The 16,127-nt window shown below is 62.1% G+C and carries 12 protein-coding genes; 4 read left to right on the top strand and 8 right to left on the bottom strand.

Annotated features, from left to right (window positions below; genetic code table 11):
• Positions 1 to 3: 3 nt before the first annotated feature.
• The 4 genes from AC2LD7_RS17035 to AC2LD7_RS17020 all read right to left on the bottom strand — a co-directional run bounded on the left by AC2LD7_RS17035 (position 4) and on the right by AC2LD7_RS17020 (position 4,143).
• Positions 4 to 1,878: an MFS transporter gene (locus tag AC2LD7_RS17035; RefSeq protein ID WP_484598913.1), complete on the bottom strand. Its 1,875-nt coding sequence runs from the start codon at positions 1,876 to 1,878 to the stop codon at positions 4 to 6.
• A 97-nt stretch (positions 1,879 to 1,975) separates the two neighbouring features.
• Positions 1,976 to 2,302: an AzlD domain-containing protein gene (locus AC2LD7_RS17030; RefSeq protein WP_255978881.1), complete on the bottom strand. Its 327-nt coding sequence runs from the start codon at positions 2,300 to 2,302 to the stop codon at positions 1,976 to 1,978.
• Complete coding sequence (locus AC2LD7_RS17025; RefSeq protein ID WP_484598912.1) at positions 2,302 to 3,015, bottom strand: AzlC family ABC transporter permease; 714 nt, start codon at positions 3,013 to 3,015, stop codon at positions 2,302 to 2,304. The genes AC2LD7_RS17030 and AC2LD7_RS17025 overlap by 1 nt, the downstream gene beginning before the upstream one ends.
• A gap of 558 nt (positions 3,016 to 3,573) precedes the next feature.
• Positions 3,574 to 4,143 carry a GNAT family N-acetyltransferase gene (locus AC2LD7_RS17020; RefSeq protein WP_484598911.1) on the bottom strand — a complete coding sequence of 190 codons (570 nt, stop codon included), beginning with the start codon at positions 4,141 to 4,143 and terminating at the stop codon, positions 3,574 to 3,576.
• Between the two features lie 516 nt (positions 4,144 to 4,659).
• On the opposite strand from AC2LD7_RS17020, the gene AC2LD7_RS17015 reads away from it, so the two are divergent.
• Positions 4,660 to 8,130, top strand: a complete 3,471-nt coding sequence (locus tag AC2LD7_RS17015; protein WP_484598910.1) for a hybrid sensor histidine kinase/response regulator — start codon at positions 4,660 to 4,662, stop codon at positions 8,128 to 8,130.
• A 154-nt stretch (positions 8,131 to 8,284) separates the two neighbouring features.
• Here AC2LD7_RS17015 and AC2LD7_RS17010 read toward each other — a convergent pair whose 3' ends face one another.
• Positions 8,285 to 9,760, bottom strand: coding sequence for a DNA recombination protein RmuC (locus AC2LD7_RS17010; protein WP_484598909.1), 1,476 nt, complete (start codon positions 9,758 to 9,760; stop codon positions 8,285 to 8,287).
• A 94-nt stretch (positions 9,761 to 9,854) separates the two neighbouring features.
• Positions 9,855 to 10,208 (bottom strand): tetratricopeptide repeat protein, encoded by a 354-nt coding sequence (locus tag AC2LD7_RS17005; protein WP_484598949.1) that lies wholly within the window; start codon positions 10,206 to 10,208, stop codon positions 9,855 to 9,857.
• Positions 10,209 to 10,768: 560 nt separating this feature from the next.
• On the opposite strand from AC2LD7_RS17005, the gene AC2LD7_RS17000 reads away from it, so the two are divergent.
• The 3 genes from AC2LD7_RS17000 to AC2LD7_RS16990 are packed head-to-tail and all read left to right on the top strand — an operon-like array spanning position 10,769 to position 13,944.
• Positions 10,769 to 13,348, top strand: coding sequence for an intermembrane phospholipid transport YdbH family protein (locus AC2LD7_RS17000; RefSeq protein ID WP_484598908.1), 2,580 nt, complete (start codon positions 10,769 to 10,771; stop codon positions 13,346 to 13,348).
• Between the two features lie 36 nt (positions 13,349 to 13,384).
• Positions 13,385 to 13,576: a YnbE family lipoprotein gene (locus tag AC2LD7_RS16995; RefSeq protein ID WP_484598907.1), complete on the top strand. Its 192-nt coding sequence runs from the start codon at positions 13,385 to 13,387 to the stop codon at positions 13,574 to 13,576.
• A 23-nt stretch (positions 13,577 to 13,599) separates the two neighbouring features.
• On the top strand, positions 13,600 to 13,944 hold the full coding sequence (locus AC2LD7_RS16990) for a YdbL family probable chaperone protein (RefSeq protein WP_484598906.1): 345 nt from the start codon (positions 13,600 to 13,602) through the stop codon (positions 13,942 to 13,944).
• A gap of 148 nt (positions 13,945 to 14,092) precedes the next feature.
• Here the strand turns inward: AC2LD7_RS16990 and AC2LD7_RS16985 are convergent, their stop codons facing one another.
• Complete coding sequence (locus AC2LD7_RS16985; protein WP_484598905.1) at positions 14,093 to 15,079, bottom strand: lipid A deacylase LpxR family protein; 987 nt, start codon at positions 15,077 to 15,079, stop codon at positions 14,093 to 14,095.
• 150 nt (positions 15,080 to 15,229) lie between these two features.
• On the bottom strand, positions 15,230 to 16,127 hold an 898-nt coding region (locus AC2LD7_RS16980), incomplete at its 5' end, for a PhoX family protein (RefSeq protein ID WP_484598904.1).

The raw sequence follows: 16,127 nt of genomic DNA, 5'->3' as shown, positions 1-16,127 counted from the left end.
CGCCTAGCGCCGGTCGCCGCGTAACAGACTGACCTGCGCCTGTAGCTGCTGGCGATTGGCTTCGCTCGCGGCGATGGGCGCGCTGGCGATGAGGTCGACCCTCGACCAGATGCGACGGAAAAACCCTTTGTCCGGATCGCGGCTGAAAAAACTCCCCCACAACCCTCGCAGCGCCATCGGAACCACCGGCACCGGATTCGCTTCGAGAATGCGCTCGACCCCCGCCTTGAATTCGTTAATCTCGCCATCGGCGGTGAGCTTGCCTTCCGGGAAAATGCACACCACTTCGCCGTTGCTCAGATAGTGGCTGACGCGCTCGAACGCCCTGGTGTAGATCGCTTCGTCCTCGTGTCGCGCCGCGATGGGCACCGCGCCCGCAGTTCGAAAGATGAAATTCAGCACCGGGATCTGGAAGATCTTGTAGTACATGACGAAGCGCACGGGCCGGCGCACCGCTCCGGCGATCAGCAGCGCATCGACAAATGACACATGGTTGCAGACCAGCACCGCTGGACCTTCCTCGGGGATCGCATCGAGTCCTTGCTGACGCACCCGGTACATGGAGTGGCCGAGCAGCCACACCAGAAAGCGCATGCTGAATTCCGGCACGATGCTGAAGATATACGCGCTTACCGCCACGTTCATCAGCGACACGACGAGAAACAGCTGCGGAATCGACAGCCCCGTGACGCTCAGCAACAGGATGGCCACCAGAGCCGAGGTGACCATGAACAGCGCGTTGAGGATGTTGTTAGCCGCCACCACCCGCGCCCGCTCCTGCTCGGCGGTGCGCGACTGAATCAGCGCATACAGCGGCACGATATAGAAGCCGCCGAACACACCGATCCCGAGCACCGACGCGAGAATCCACCAGGCCTGCGCGAAGCTCAGCAATTGCAGCCAATCGTGGGGCGCCGCACCCTGCGGGAATCCGCCCGAATGCCACCACAGCAAGAGGCCGAACAGCGTGAGACCAAAGGAGCCGAACGGCACCAGGCCGATTTCCACTTTATGTCCGGAAAGGCGTTCGCAGAGCAGCGAGCCGAGGGCGATGCCCACCGAGAAGATGGTCAGGATCAGCGTGACGACGGTTTCATCGCCATGCAGTAGATCCTTTGAATAGGCCGGGATCTGGGTCAGGTAGGTCGCACCGAGAAACCAGAACCATGAGTTACCGATCAGCGACCGCGACACCGAGAGGCGCTGCCCCAGCCCCATGCGCAAAATCGCGCCAGTCTGACGAAACAGGTTCCAGTCCATCTGCAAGGACGGTAGAGAGGCGCCGGTTGCGGGTACCCCGCGGCTGGCGAGGTACCCGGCGATTGCCACCAGCACGACACTGCCGGCAATCAACTGAGCATAACCCTCGCTGGCCATCATCACGCCAGCCGTTATGGTTCCGGCGAGAATCGCCAGAAAGGTGCCCATTTCCACCAGTGCGTTGCCGCCAACCAGCTCGTGATCCTTCAGCAATTTGGGCAATACGGAATATTTGACTGGCCCGAACAGCGCCGACTGGGTGCCCATGCAAAACAGCACGACCAGCAGCAACGGAAGGTTGCCCAACAGCATGCCCGCCGCCCCGGCAAGCATGATGAAGATCTCACCGGCCTTGATCGCACGAATCAGGCGCTCCTTGGCGAATTTCTCGCCCATCTGCCCGCCCAGTGCCGAAAACAGGAAGAACGGCAAGATGAATAGCAGCGCACACAGGTTGATCAGCAGGCTGGCATCGGCGTTCGAGCCGATTTTGTAGAGGATCGCCAGTATCAATGCCTGCTTGAACAGATTGTCGTTGAAGGCGCCTGACAACTGGGTCAAGAAGAACGGCAGGAAGCGCCGCTTGCCGAACAGCGTGAACTGCGAATGAGTGGTCATCGATCCGGTTCCATGGAAAAGACAGTTTCTCTTGGAGCGTGGCAGGCCGTCGGACGACACATCGTGGTCGCTTTCGAACGGCGTGCTGGGCGGCCCATCACAGCGGCAGCTGTCCGAACGCCCAGCGCAATAGAAAGAAGCTCAACAGCCCGCCAGCAATGGTCGCGAGCAGGTTGCGGCTGACCGCAGCGATGAGGATTGCCAGCACACCGGCCAACAAGTACGCATTACGCCAGTCCAGCGCCCATTCGCCCTCGGGCATCAGCATGCCCGGCACTACGATGGCGGTCAGCACGGCGACCGGCACGTAGTGCAGCCCCTGTTCCACCAGCCGCGGGAAGCGCAGGTTGGGCCAGGCGAAAAAGCTGTAACGGATCATGAAGGTGATCGCCAGCATGCCGAGGATCAACAGCCAGGTCTGCATCAGTGCGCCTCCCGATTCAGCTGACGCTCGGCCCGCTGCTCTAGATAGACGCCGACAACGATTCCAGCCAGTGCCGCGGCAATCAGGCCAAGCTTGTAAGGCAGCTCCCAGGTCAGCAGCGCCACGGCCCCGGCGACCAACGCCGAAGCCACCTGCGGGCGGGTCCGCATCATCGGTACGGCGATGCCGATGAAGGTCGCGATCATGGCGAAATCCAGGCCCCAACTGGCCACGTTCGGCACGGCCTGGCCGAAGGCGATACCGGCCAGCGTCGCCAATTGCCAGCTCAGGTACATGGTCAACGCCGCGCCAAGGAAGAACCAGTGCTTGTGCGGCGAGGCGTCATCGCTGGCGTAGCGATGCTGAATCACGGCGAAGGCCTCATCCGTCAGCCAGAAGGCCAACGGCACCCGCCAACGGCTCGGCAGATGCCGCACGAAAGGTTGCAGCGCGGCGCTATAAAGCGCATGGCGCAGGTTGACCACGAAGGTGGTCAGCAGCACCACGGCCGCGCCGACCCCGCCAGTAATCAGGGTGATTGCAATGAATTGTGCGGAGCCGGCGAATACCAGCGCCGACATGCCCATGGTCTGCCAGGTGGAAAGCCCGGCGCCGATCGAAAGCGTGCCGAAAATGATGCCAAACGGAATGGCGCCGACGATCAGCGGGAGGATATCGCGGCAACCGTGCAAGAACTCTTGCGAGCGGGACATCGGGGCTCCTTAGGCCTGCACCACAAACGATGACGAGCTACGCGCCGCCATCGCGGCCGGAGCGTAGAACTTTAAAGACGAGCTGATGACCGCGGGACGGACTTCCCCGGGAGGCGACAGACATTACCTTATGTTGAGGTCCCAGGGCGACGGGGCGTGCTTCTCGTGGGATTAGTGAGCAGGGCCGGAGCCGCTTTCCCTCACCCCAGCCCTCTCCCGGAGGGAGAGGGAGTAAAAAAGCGAGTTTGTTATGCCTCAAGGTTGCCGATTCGCTTCGGCGACGAGCATCGTTGCCATCAACAGTCCAACCGAAAACTTGTCGTAGGATGGCGTAGAGCGAAGCGAAACCCATCAATCGGTCATGACGCGCGCCGTCCCTCACCCCCAGCCCTCTCCCGGAGGGAGAGGGAGTAAAAGCGAGTTTGTTATGCCTCAAGGTTGCCGATTCGCTTCGGCGACGAAGATCGTTGCCATCAACAGTCCAACCGAAAAACCTGTTCGTCGGATGGCGTAGAGCGAAGCGAAACCAATCAACCGAGCCGGCACGATTCTGACGAATCAACCGCTCGCCCGCGCCTCCAACGCACTCTTGACTGCCGGCCACTCGCGGTCGGTGATGCTGTAAAGCACCGTGTCATCCAGGCGGCCATCGGCGAGACGGCGGTGGTTGCGCAGTAGCCCTTCGCGCTGGGCGCCGAGCTTTTCGATGGCACGCTGCGAGCGCAGGTTGCTGGCGGCGGTCTTCAGTTGCAGGCGCACCAGCTGCCAGTCTTCGAAGGCGTGCTTGAGCAACAGGTATTTGATCGAGGTATTCAGGCCGCTGCCGTGCTCGGCCTTGTCCAGCCAGGTCCAGCCGAGTTCGCCAGCCGGCAGCAGCGGGTTGAAATCGGCAAAGCGGGTAGTCCCGACAATGCGATCGGCCACGCGCAGCGTGAACGCCACCGAGCGCCCTTCGCGTTGTTCATTGAGGGCGAAGCGATACCAATCCGGGCGTAGCGGCCCGTTGAGGTAGATCAACTCGTCGCGGTTCCGGTCGGCGAGATCTACCAGGGCCGAAATATCGGTTTCTGCGAGCGGATCCAGACGCAAGGCTCCCCTCTGCAAAGTGACCGGGCGCGGCGTGAACATCGATACTCTCCTGAACGGGCGGATGGGACGCTGTTGTGATCGTTGTGCAGGCGGGAAGTGCCCAACGCGGCAAACTCGCCGTGGCCGGTTCGACGTCGGGGCGGCGTGCAATGACCGCGGCGGGGACAGACCCACCGTCCCCGCATGCCATCCGCCGAGCCAGTCGAGCCATTGTAGGACGGTACTTTCGTCGGTTTCCTCTGCGACCACCAGCCTCATGCGACCATGGTCGCAGCCGCAACACGCGGACCTTTTTTACTGCGAAACTTTGCAAATTCATCTATCACTAGCGGCAGCCTCCGGTTATCCGAAACCTGCCGAGCATGAACTGTCGCCCGAGCGATAATCCCGGTCCTGAACAGGTGTATCGCACCGGCTGAGCCTAATCAGCACAAACGACGCGATTGCCCTGCCTGTACCGACCATTACTTGAGCGCCGCCAGGCTCGGCATGCCCGACCCGTCCAAGCGACCGGGCGGATGGAAGCCGCCGCTTTATTTGCTGTCTGGAGTTCGCATGTTGTTGTCCGGTGGGCTGATCGCGCTGGTCGCCTTCACTTATATGGCCGTGCTGTTTGCCATCGCCTTTTACGGCGATCGTAACCGCGCGCAGATGTCGCCGCGTGTGCGCGCCTGGGTCTATAGCTTGTCGCTGGCGGTCTATTGCACCAGCTGGACTTTCTTCGGCGCCGTCGGCCAGGCGGCCGAACAGCTGTGGTCCTTCCTGCCGATCTACCTCGGGCCGATCCTGCTGATGCTGCTGGCGCCTCAGGTGATCCAGAAAACGATCATGATCAGCAAGCAGGAGAACATTACCTCCATCGCCGACTTCATTGCCGCGCGTTACGGCAAGTCGCAGCCATTGGCGGTGGTGGTGACGCTGATCTGCCTGGTCGGCGTGCTGCCCTACATTGCCCTGCAGCTCAAGGGCATCGTGCTCGGTGTGAATCTGCTGATCGGCAAGCACAGCGAAGCTGTCGCCGGCTCCGGCACGCAGGACACGGCACTGATCGTGTCCGTGGTGCTGGCGCTGTTCACGGTGCTGTTCGGCACGCGCAATCTGGATGTCACCGAGCACCATCGTGGCATGGTGCTGGCGATTGCCTTCGAGTCCCTGGTCAAGCTGTTCGCCTTCATGGCGGTCGGCGCCTTCGTCACATTCGGTCTGTATGACGGCTTCGGCGATCTGTTCAATCAGGCTTACGATTCCTCGGAACTGACAGGGTTCTGGGAAGAGACGGTGAATTGGCCGGCGATGCTGGTGCAGACCTGCGTAGCGCTGATGGCCATCGTCTGCCTGCCCCGGCAGTTTCACGTAACCGTGGTGGAGAACATCGAGCCGCGCGACTTCCGCCTGGCGCGCTGGGTATTCCCGCTGTATCTGGTGCTGGCGGTAGTGTTCGTCATTCCGATCGCCCTGGCCGGGCAGATGCTGCTGCCGGGCGGGGTCAGTCCCGACTCCTTCGTGATCAGCTTGCCACTGGCAGAAGCGCATCCGGCGCTGGCATTGCTGGCCTTCATCGGTGGCGCGTCGGCTGCGACCGGCATGGTCATCGTCGCCAGCGTGGCGTTGTCGACCATGGTGTCCAACGACATGCTGCTGCCCTGGCTGCTGCGTCGCAATGAAGCCGAGCAGCCGTTCGAGGAATTCCGCCACTGGATGCTGTCGGTGCGCCGCATCAGCATCGTCGCGATCCTGCTGCTGGCCTACGTCAGCTACCGCCTGCTCGGCTCCAGCGCGAGCCTGGCGACTATCGGCCAGATTGCCTTCGCCGCGCTGACCCAGTTGGCGCCGGCGATGGTCGGTGCATTGTATTGGAAGCAGGCCAACCGCCGCGGTGTGTTTGCCGGCCTCGCCGCCGGCGCGATGATTTGGGTCTACACGCTGATCCTGCCGCTGCTCGGCTGGCCGCTGGAGATGTTCCCCGGCCTGCAGTGGCTGTACAGCACCGACCTGCCATTCAACACCAGCGCCCTGACCTTGGGCGTGATGCTGTCCCTGGTAGGCAATGCGACTTTGTTCTTCTGGGTCTCGATCCTGTCGCAAACCCGCGTGGCCGAACACTGGCAGGCCAGCCGCTTCATCGGCCAGGAAATTCATTCGACTGCCAGCACCCGCCGTCTGCTGGCGGTACAGGTCGAAGATCTGTTGTCGCTGGCCTCGCGCTTCGTCGGTGCAGAGCGCGCTGAAATCAGCTTCCAGCGCTTCGCCCGTCGCCACGGCCATGACTATTCGCCCAAGCAGCAGGCCGATGGTCAGTGGATTGCCCATACCGAGCGTCTGCTGGCCGGTGTGCTGGGCGCCTCCTCGACCCGCGCCGTGGTCAAGTCCGCGCTGGAAGGTCGCGACATGCAAGTCGATGACGTGGTGCGCATCGTCGGCGAGGCTTCCGAGGTGCTGCAGTTCAACCGTGCCCTGCTGCAGGGCGCGATCGAGAACATCACCCAGGGCATCAGTGTGGTCGATCAGTCGCTGCGACTGGTGGCCTGGAACCATCGCTATCTGGAGATGTTCGAGTACCCGGATGAGCTGGTCTACATCGGCCGGCCGATTGCCGATGTGATTCGCTACAACGCCGAACGCGGACTTTGCGGTCCCGGCGATGCGGATACCCACGTGGCCAAACGGTTGCACTGGATGCGCCAAGGCCGCGCGCATACCTCCGAGCGACTGTTTCCCAACGGCCGGGTGGTCGAACTGATCGGCAACCCGATGCCGGGCGGCGGCTTCGTCATGAGTTTCAGTGACATCACCGCCTTCCGCGAGGCCGAACGCGCCCTGAAAGATGCCAACGAAGGCCTGGAGCAGCGCGTCACCGAGCGGACCCAGGAACTGTCGGAGCTGAACAAGGCGCTGACCGAAGCCAAGAGCACCGCCGAGGCTGCCAGCCAGTCGAAGACGCGTTTTCTGGCAGCAGTCAGCCATGACCTGATGCAACCATTGAACGCCGCGCGGCTGTTCTCCGCGGCCCTGTCGCACCAGCAAGAGGCCCTGCCGCGCGAAGCGCAGGATCTCGTTCGTCACCTGGACAGCTCGCTGCGCTCGGCCGAGGATTTGATTTCCGACCTGCTGGATATTTCGCGCCTGGAGAACGGTCGCATCACTCCGGACCGCAACCCCTTCCCGCTCGCAACCCTGTTCGACACCCTGAGCACCGAGTTCACGATGCTGGCCGCTGAGCAGGGCGTTGACTTCCGGGTGCATGGCAGCCGGTTGCGGGTCGACAGCGACATTCGGTTGCTGCGCCGGGTGCTGCAGAACTTCCTCACCAATGCCTTCCGCTATGCCAAGGGACACGTGGTGCTGGGCGTGCGGCGCCAGGGCGCGTCGCTGCGCCTGGAAGTCTGGGACCGCGGCCCGGGCATCGCCGAGGACAAACTGCAGGTGATCTTCGAGGAATTCAAACGCCTGGACAGCCACCAGACCCGCGCCGAGAAAGGCCTGGGGCTGGGCCTGGCGATCGCTGATGGCTTCTGCCAGGTCCTCGACCACCCGCTGGCGGTGCGCTCTCAGCCCGGTAAAGGCAGCGTGTTCAGCGTGACCGTGCCGATCGCAAATAATGTGAGCCGGCAGGTGAAAGGCAATGGCAAAGGCGAAGCGCCACAAACGGCGCTGACCGGGATTCAGGTGCTGTGCATCGACAACGAGGACAGCATCCTGGTTGGCATGCATAGCCTGTTGTCACGCTGGGGCTGCCAAGTCTGGACGGCCAGCAACCGGGCCGATTGCGAGACGTTGATCAAGGAGGACGTGAGGCCGCAGCTGGTGCTGGTCGACTATCACCTGGACCATGGCGACACCGGTTCGGAATTGATGGCCTGGCTGCGTACGCGCCTCGGCGAGCCGGTGCCCGGCGTGGTGATCAGCGCCGATGGCCGCCCGGAGCTGATTGCGGCGATACACGCGACCGGCCTGGACTTCCTCGCCAAACCGGTCAAGCCGGCCGCGCTACGCGCCTTGATGAGCCGGCATGTGCCGTTGCATTGAGCAAAATGCCGCTGCTCCGCGCCGATCCGCTTTCGTAGGAGGCGCGCCCTCGCGGCGAAAGCGCGCTTAACCAGCGCAAAAAGCCAAAGCTTCGCCCCGGGGCGGGCCTCCCACGCCTGGCTGGCGTCGCTTGCACACGCCCAATCACGATCGGCTATTCCCCCGCCTCTTCCAGCGGTGTTTCGGCACCGGCCCGCTCGAGCCAGTCGGCGGGCAGCCGTTTGCTCGCACGCGCGCCCAGCAGCTTGAGCTGTTCGGCGCGACCGACCAGATTGCCGCGCCCATCGGTGAGCTTGTTGCGCGCGCCGAGATAGGCCTTGTCCAGTTGCTGCAGGCGAGTGCCGATTTCATCCAGGTCTTGAATGAACGCCGCGAACTTGTCGTAAAGCGCCCCTGCCCGTTCGGCGATTTCACGGGCATTCTGGCTTTGCCGCTCCTGCCGCCAAAGGCTGTCGATCACCCGCAGCGTGGCGAGCAAGGTGGTTGGGCTGACGATCACGATGTGCTTGGCATACGCCTCTTGAAACAGCTCTGGATCGGCCTGTAGCGCTGCTGCGAAGGCGGCTTCTATAGGCACAAAGAGCAGCACGAAATCCAGGCTTTGCAGGCCTTCGAGGCGTTGATAGTCCTTCAGCGACAGACCCTTCAGGTGGTTACGCAACGACAGCACATGCTGTTTGAGCGCCAGCGCGCGACTGCCTTCATCTTCGGCGCAAGCCAGCGCCTGATACGCCGTCAGGCTGACTTTTGCATCCACGACGACCTGTTTGTCGCCCGGTAGCTGAATCAGTACGTCCGGCTGGAAGCGCTCGCCATCGGCGCTCCTGAGGCTGACCTGCGTGTGGTATTCACGGCCCTTCTCCAGCCCAGCGTGCTCCAGCACTCGCTCGAGAATCAGCTCGCCCCAGTTGCCCTGGGTTTTCTGTCCTTGCAGGGCACGGGTCAGGTTGGTCGCCTCGTCGCCCAGTCGCTGGTTCAGCTGTTGCAGCCGTTCCAGCTCCTTTGCCAGCGAAAACCGCTCGCGGGCTTCGTTCTGGTAGCTCTCCTCGACGCGTTTTTCGAATGATTGGATGCGCTCTTTCAACGGGTCGAGCAATTGCCCCAGGCGCTCGTGACTGGCCTCGGCGAAACGCTGCTCGCGCTCCTCGAAGATCTTTCCGGCCAGTTCGGCGAACTGCGCGCGCAGTTCGTCACGGGCGCCCTGGAGATCTTCCAGACGCTGATCGTGAGTCTTCCGCTGTTCGTTCAGTTCGGCGCTGACCGCCGCGTGGGTTGCGCTCAGCGCGCGCAGTTCGGCCTGCTGAGCATCGCGCTCGGCCCGCAGATCGTCGAGGGTTTCACGGGTTTCCAGCCGCTGAGCCTGCAGCCACTCGGTCTCCCGTCGCAAGGCGGCCAATTCGGCCTGTAGCGCGGCGCGGGTTTCCGCGAGGTCGGCGTGTTCCTGACGACTGGTTTCCAGTTGTGCGCTAAGGCCTTCCTGAGCCATGACGGCCTGGCTCAGGCGCTCGTCCAGCAGCGCCAGCTCGGCCTGTCGCTGGGATAGCCGCCGCTGCAACACTGCCGCTGTCGCGATCAATACCAGACAAAGGGCACCGAGCCCGGCAAGCAGATAGGTTGGATCGAGAGGCATGGGCTGCTCCGGCTGAATTGCCGGGCAGTATAGCCAGCGAGGCCCTTCCGGTCAGTCCAGACCGTCTACCGCGCTGGATGCAGGTTTTGTCTGCCTAGCGCTTGGCCTGTAGCCGCTGTAGCACTCGCGAGGCTTCGGCAGAGCCTTGCGCCGCAGCCTGCTCCAGCCAGTGCCTGGCCTTGCGCAGCTCGCGGTGCTTGGGCTGGCAATACAGCTGGCCGAGTTCCAGTTGCGCCTGGCAGTCACCGGCACGCGCCGCCTGACGCAGCAGCTCGAGACCGATACGGCGGTCACGTTGGCTGTCGCAATCATTACAGAGCAATCGCCCCAGGCGGCTCTGCGCTTCGACCACGCCTTCCAGCGCTGGCTGCTTGAGCAGCCGACCAGCGATTCGTTTGACACTCTGGGTCTGTCCTAGACGCTGGCTGTCCAGCAGCCACAACGCCATACGCAATGGCAGGCGTGGAGAAGATGAAGCGCTATCGACCGAAGCCGAAGCAAGAGTACGCGTTCTCATGGTCACCGAAAGCATCGGAGGGACAAGGGCGCGCACTCTACTCCTTTTTTCAGAGAGTTAAAGTCTTGCAAAACGCTGAAAAGCGCGATCCAGATCACACAAAAAATTAATCCACAGAAGCTGTGGATAACTCTGTGGGCAAACAGGTTACAGATTTCCCTAGTGCTGATGGTTAGGGGCCTGAGGTCAAACTGGCGCTTTTTTCACCAACGAAATTTTCCCTTATTTTTCAGTAAGTTAATTATCGATCTATGGGCCAGCTCGGTTTACGACAGTTTGTCATAAGCGCTTGACAATACACTTCGCAGAATGTGCACAAGTTTGGCGCAACAAGCGCAAACCGCCCGTCCTAAGCGCTTCCGCGGGACTTTATGCGGTCAGTTCTGGAACTTTTCAGAACATGACCAGTCGTCGGCTGCACCGACTCAAGGCACGTCGCATGCGCGCATCGACCCGCTTATGCTTGCACGTTGAACACAACGGGAAGGGCTATGACGAAGCGGCGGGAACTCCTGCTCTGGGCGGTCGTGGGCGTGCTTCTGCTCACCGTAGGCGCCGGTGTCTACGGTGGATTTCGCTGGCTGCAGTTCAAACGCGAACACGGCATCGTCGCGTTCGATGTCAGCGGTTTGCGCCTGTCGGCTGCTAGCCTCTCGGTGCGACAAATTGTCGTTATCCAGCAGGCAGTCGCCGACGAACGGCTTGCGCTGAGAGTCAACGGCCTGCAACTCGACGTCGATTCCTGGTGGCAACCGTTGCCGCTTCGGTCGCTCAGCATCGATCATCTCGAAGCTCAGTGGCAGCCGGCACCGGACGACAGCGATGTAAGCGAGGATGAGCCACTCGCGTTGCCCGGTCGCGCGCAACTCGAGCGCTGGGCAACCTGGATTCCCCGGCAGGGCCACATCGCCTCGCTCGCCCTGGTCCTGCCTTGCACAAGCGGCACGTGCCGAGAACAGGGTCAAATGCAGTGGCAGCATGCCGGCAAACAGGCGCTGCCAGCCGAGGTGAGCGTGCAGCTGCAGCGCAACACGCATCGCCTGGCGCTGCTGGCTGATGCATACGAACAAGACGATGAAACCCATGTGAGTTTCCAGCTGCAGCTGGACGGCCAACAGCGCCTGACCATGCAAAACCAGCTGACACCGGAGGGCAGCGCAACACGGTGGCGTGGCAGTCTGGCCATGAGTGAATTACCCGAAGCGCCATGGCTGCTGGAATGGCTAGCCGAATGGTCGGACTACGCGCCACCGCCGCTGCCCCAGTTGCCCCAGTTGCCCGAGCAGATGCGCATCGGTGCCGGTTGGGCGTTATACGTCGACGGAAACGCCCTTGGAGGCGGCTGGAAAGCCTTGGAAGGCGACTTTCGGCTGTCCGCAAATCTTCCTGCGCCCTGGCCTATAGCGGAGCTCGGCCAGCTGCAGGGCCAGCTGGATCTGACCGCCAAAGTCGACCGCGGTAGCTGGATCCCGACGGCACTCGCGGCGGATATGCAATTGCAGCCCACCGCCGCGCTGATCGGCGAACTGCCAGCCCAACTGAGGCCTGCCGATGTTCGTTTGGTCGTTACGCCGGGCCCGGCAAGCGAGTCGGCTTCAACGCTGCCATTGAAGATCCAGCTGACCGCTCGCGGCCCCTCCCCCGTTACGCTCGATGCACAGCTCATGTTCAAAACCACCGCGCCGTTTGCCGTGGCTTTCGAGCAGACCCGCTTGAGCTTGCGAAGCCCCGCGCTGTCACTGCAGGACATTGCAATGACAGACCTGAAAGCCGACCTGCGCCTTAGCTGCCGCGCCTCTGAAGAGAAGGTTGTCGTTCGGCTCGACAATGGCTCGCAGCTCACGCTGGGTAGCCTGTCGAGCGGGACAGCGATCACGGCGGAAAAGCTGCAATTGGATATGGCCGGTATCGGCCTTGAGGCGAGCCTTGCTGAACAACAGCTACAAAGGCTGCTGATCGACGGGCGCGCCGCGGTGAACGTGGCCAAGCTCCGCCAGTCATCACTGCGTCCGCAGGGTTGGCGCTGGAGCGGCACGCTCAACGGCGATCGCGAACGGATTTCGCTCGATGGGTCGCTGGACAACGATGCTGGGCTGACTCTCCCACTCACACTCACGCGCAACTGGGCCAGCGGCGCGATCCGCCTGGACGCCAAGCTTCCAGAGCTATTCCTGCGTGCAGGCAATCCGCTCGCCGCTACCCTCGCTGGCTGGCCGCAAGTGCTGGAGCTGAACACCGGCCGCTTACAGGCTCAAGGGCAACTCGATGTGCCTGCCAGCGGACCGCCAACCGCCACGGCGACGCTCACAGCCAAGGGCCTCGGTGGCATTTACGACCGCACCGAGCTGAGCGGACTCGACGCCAGCCTGGCGCTGGCATTGCAGCGCAATCAGTTGCGGCTGGACATACAAGAACTGACCCTGCTGCAGGCCAACCCCGGCTTCACCTTCGGTCCATTGCGCTTCAACGGTGAATACGCCGGCAACCTGGAGCGTCTCGACCGAGGCCGCCTTGCCTGGACCACCGCTGAAGTCCAGCTGCTGGGCGGTAGGCTCTGGCTGGACCCCGGCGCTGCCGATCTGGCCGCCAACGAGCAACAGCTGACGGCTCATCTACGCGGTTTGCAGTTGCCGTTATTGCTCGAGGCCTACCCCACCGAAGGCCTTTCAGGCACCGGCGTAATCGACGGAGAGCTGCAATTACTACGCAACGAGGCAGGCGTGAGCATCGAACAGGGCTCGCTGCAAGCGCGCGAGCCAGGCGGCGTCCTGCAGTTCCGCTCAGCGAAGATTCAGGCGCTGGGCCAGTCCAATCCGGCGATGCGTCTGGTAACCGAAGCGCTGGATGACTTTCACTACGACCTGCTCGCCAGCGACGTGCAATACGCCGCCGACGGCACGCTAGACCTCGGGTTGAAGCTGCACGGCCGAAATCCCGCGTTGGAAGGCGGGCGACCGATCAACTTTTCGATCAATCTTGAAGAAGACATTCCCGCGCTGCTGACCAGCCTGCAATTGTCCGATCGGGTCAGCGAAACCATTCAACGACGCGTGCAGGAGCGCCTCAGATGAGGCACTGTAGCGACAACCCGAACAGGAGAAACCGTCATGCGGTTGCGCCATCCGATCAGCATTCTGGCGCTGGCCCTGCTTGCCAGCGCCTGCACCCCGAGAGTGGAACTGGCCGTGCCCAACGAGCCGATCAACATCAATCTCAACGTAAAAATCGAGCACGAGATCTATATCAAGGTCGACAAGCAGCTCGACTCAATCATCAACGAAGACAGCGGCCTGTTCTGAGCCCGTCGCTCTGAAGGAATGTTATGAAAACCTATCTGAAACTCGGAACCCTGTTCCTGGCGCTTTGCCTGGCTCTGCCCGCCGTCGCCATGTCGCTCAACGAAGCCATGTCCGCACTTGGCCTGGCCAAGGCCAGCGGCCAGCTCGGCGAGAAGCCCGATGGCTACCTCGGTGTGGTGCAGCCCGGCGGCCAAGCCGAGGATATTGCCAGCCAGATCAACCAGGCACGCCGCGCCGAATACCATCGCCTGGCGCAGAAGAACGGCATCAGCGTAAGCGATGTCGAAGCCATCGCCGGCAAGAAGGCCCTGGAGAAAACCCCGTCGGGGCAAATCATCCAGCTCAATGGCAACTGGGTGAAGAAGTAGAACGCGGATACGCGCCCTGCCGAACGCGACTCAAGAGTTCGCGATCCGACATGAGGAAATCCAAGGCATAGGTGGATGTCGTTTTTACATCCACCAGGCCTTGGCTTGGTGGATCGATGAAACGTCATCCACCCTACTCGAACGCCCGTCAAAACCAGGTCGAGACCGTCAACGAGCCGAACTGATCATGCTCATCCTGGCCGTTGAATTCCCGGGTCCGCCAGACACTGGCAAACGCCAACTGCCAGCTGTTCCAGGTCAATGCCACCCCAGCCTTGGCATCCCCGACCCATTCGCGTGGGTCTACTGAATGGCTGCTCTTGAACGTATTGCCTTCCAGCAGCATATTCTGCGCCATGTAGCGCCCTTCCACGTTGGCGAACAGGCTCCAGGCGAACCCGCCGCCTTGGTCGAAGAACATGCTGCCGCTCTGCGCGGGTGCTACCGCTGGGATGCTGAAGCTGCGCGCCAACCCTTGGCCGATGCGCAGCCCCAGCCCAGCAGAACCGTAGGTGTAGAGATTACCCAGTGAGAAGCCGGCGCTCGGCCCATACTCGAACTCCAGCCCGGCAAAACGTTGCTGCAGCCACCAGCGATGCTGATAGGCTAGGTTGACGAAGGGCTCGTTGCGTAACTGATTGTCCCAGCCGCGAGGCTCGTCGCTGTCGGTGATCTCATGGACCCTGCGCTGTATTTTCTTGCCACCGGCGGCAGGCCCGACGATGCCAGCGTCCAGATGCAAACCGCTGGCACCGCGCCAACCGTCGTGCTGGTCATCCGAGAAAATAGACATCCCGGCGAACAGCAAACCCGCATAAGGCCGATCGTCTTCGATCAGTTCAGCTCGCTCGATATCGTTTGGCGTGTAGATCTGATGACCCAGCCGGTAGGCGACATTGTCCACATCGTCCGCGCTCCAGCCCGGCAGCACATCGGCGAACCGGCGCGACCAGTGATCAGCGTCGGGCTTGAATGAGCGCATCAACTCGAAGCCGTTGGTGTAGTGGCCATCATTGCCGGTGGCGATGACATCGTTTTCGATCTTCAAGGAATACAGGTCAGCCTGACTGACTGCCGGAACACAAGCGACGAATACGGCGAGGGATACGCGAGCACGCAAATGCGGGATTGCCATGGCCCAGCTCCTTGGTTACATGCAGTAGGGAATGTATCTGCATGTTTAGAGCCAGGCATTTGCCGAAACGTTCATCGACGCGTTTAGGACGCACCTCAGCAGTGAGCCGGCTCTTTTCCGAGCCTAGCCCATCGCTCGGACGATTCGCTTTCAGGTGCCGATGACGCCACCGTCATTCTTGGTGATGAGCACGGTTGAGGCGCGCGGGCGGGTCTTGCCATCGCTGGCGGGGAAGCTCAGTTCGGGATGCTGCACATTGATCCACATCGCACGGTAATCCGGGCTCCAGGTGATGCCCGTGATCTCGCACCCACGCGGGCCGACCAGAAAGCGCCGGACCTCACGCGTACGGGGATTGGCGCAGAGCAGCTGGTTTGTGCCCATGGCCTGCATCACTACTTCCTCGTCGCCGTAGTCGGTCTCGATCCACAGCCTGCCAGCGCCATCGAACGCCACGCCGTCCGGCGAGGAAAAGATATCGCCATCGATAGTGCCGGTGAGGTTGGCCGGCACCGGCTGGCCCTCCGCATCTTTGGCGCCTGGCCGCTCGCCGGCCAATAGAAAGATCTCCCAAGTGAAGGACGTAGCGGTCGGATCGGCGCCCTGCTCGTTCCAGCGCAGGATTTGTCCGTGCAGGTTGTTCGGTCGTGGGTTGGCCTTGTCGGTGGGCTGCTTTTTACCGCGACCGTCATTGTTAGTGAGGGTCACGTAGACCTCGCGGCTTCGCGGGTGCACCGCCACCCATTCCGGCCGGTCCATGGGCGTCGCGCCGGCCTGGTCAGCAGCAGCGCGGGCATTGAGTAGCACTTCAGCCTGGTCGGCGAAGCCATTTGCGACAGTCAGGCCGTTCTGGCCGTGAACCAGCGCCAGCCACTCGCCGTTGCCGTCAGCATTGAAACGCGCCACGTAGAGAATGCCGCTGTCCAGCAGCTGACGGTTGGCCTGATCGGCACCGGGCACGTAACGCCCGCTGGGGACGAACTTATAGACGTATGTTGCCGCTGACCGAAAACTGACCCAGTAGAGGCTGTTCTGCCGACTGAAAACT

It is taken from the genome of Stutzerimonas sp. (genome assembly GCF_982611455.1).
The sequence above is the reverse complement of the archived record's forward strand: the minus strand, read 5'-3'. Positions and strand labels throughout refer to the sequence as shown.

What these genes read in the sequence shown, in the direction of transcription:
- AC2LD7_RS16985 (WP_484598905.1), bottom strand. Translation starts at nt 15,079, where the DNA reads ATGGCAATCCCGCATTTGCGTGCTCGCGTATCCCTCGCCGTATTCGTC.
- AC2LD7_RS16995 (WP_484598907.1), top strand. Translation starts at nt 13,385, where the DNA reads ATGCGGTTGCGCCATCCGATCAGCATTCTGGCGCTGGCCCTGCTTGCC.
- AC2LD7_RS17005 (WP_484598949.1), bottom strand. Translation starts at nt 10,208, where the DNA reads ATGGCGTTGTGGCTGCTGGACAGCCAGCGTCTAGGACAGACCCAGAGT.
- AC2LD7_RS17000 (WP_484598908.1), top strand. Translation starts at nt 10,769, where the DNA reads ATGACGAAGCGGCGGGAACTCCTGCTCTGGGCGGTCGTGGGCGTGCTT.
- AC2LD7_RS17030 (WP_255978881.1), bottom strand. Translation starts at nt 2,302, where the DNA reads ATGCAGACCTGGCTGTTGATCCTCGGCATGCTGGCGATCACCTTCATG.
- AC2LD7_RS17010 (WP_484598909.1), bottom strand. Translation starts at nt 9,760, where the DNA reads ATGCCTCTCGATCCAACCTATCTGCTTGCCGGGCTCGGTGCCCTTTGT.
- AC2LD7_RS17025 (WP_484598912.1), bottom strand. Translation starts at nt 3,015, where the DNA reads ATGTCCCGCTCGCAAGAGTTCTTGCACGGTTGCCGCGATATCCTCCCG.
- AC2LD7_RS17035 (WP_484598913.1), bottom strand. Translation starts at nt 1,878, where the DNA reads ATGACCACTCATTCGCAGTTCACGCTGTTCGGCAAGCGGCGCTTCCTG.
- AC2LD7_RS16990 (WP_484598906.1), top strand. Translation starts at nt 13,600, where the DNA reads ATGAAAACCTATCTGAAACTCGGAACCCTGTTCCTGGCGCTTTGCCTG.
- AC2LD7_RS17020 (WP_484598911.1), bottom strand. Translation starts at nt 4,143, where the DNA reads ATGTTCACGCCGCGCCCGGTCACTTTGCAGAGGGGAGCCTTGCGTCTG.
- AC2LD7_RS17015 (WP_484598910.1), top strand. Translation starts at nt 4,660, where the DNA reads ATGTTGTTGTCCGGTGGGCTGATCGCGCTGGTCGCCTTCACTTATATG.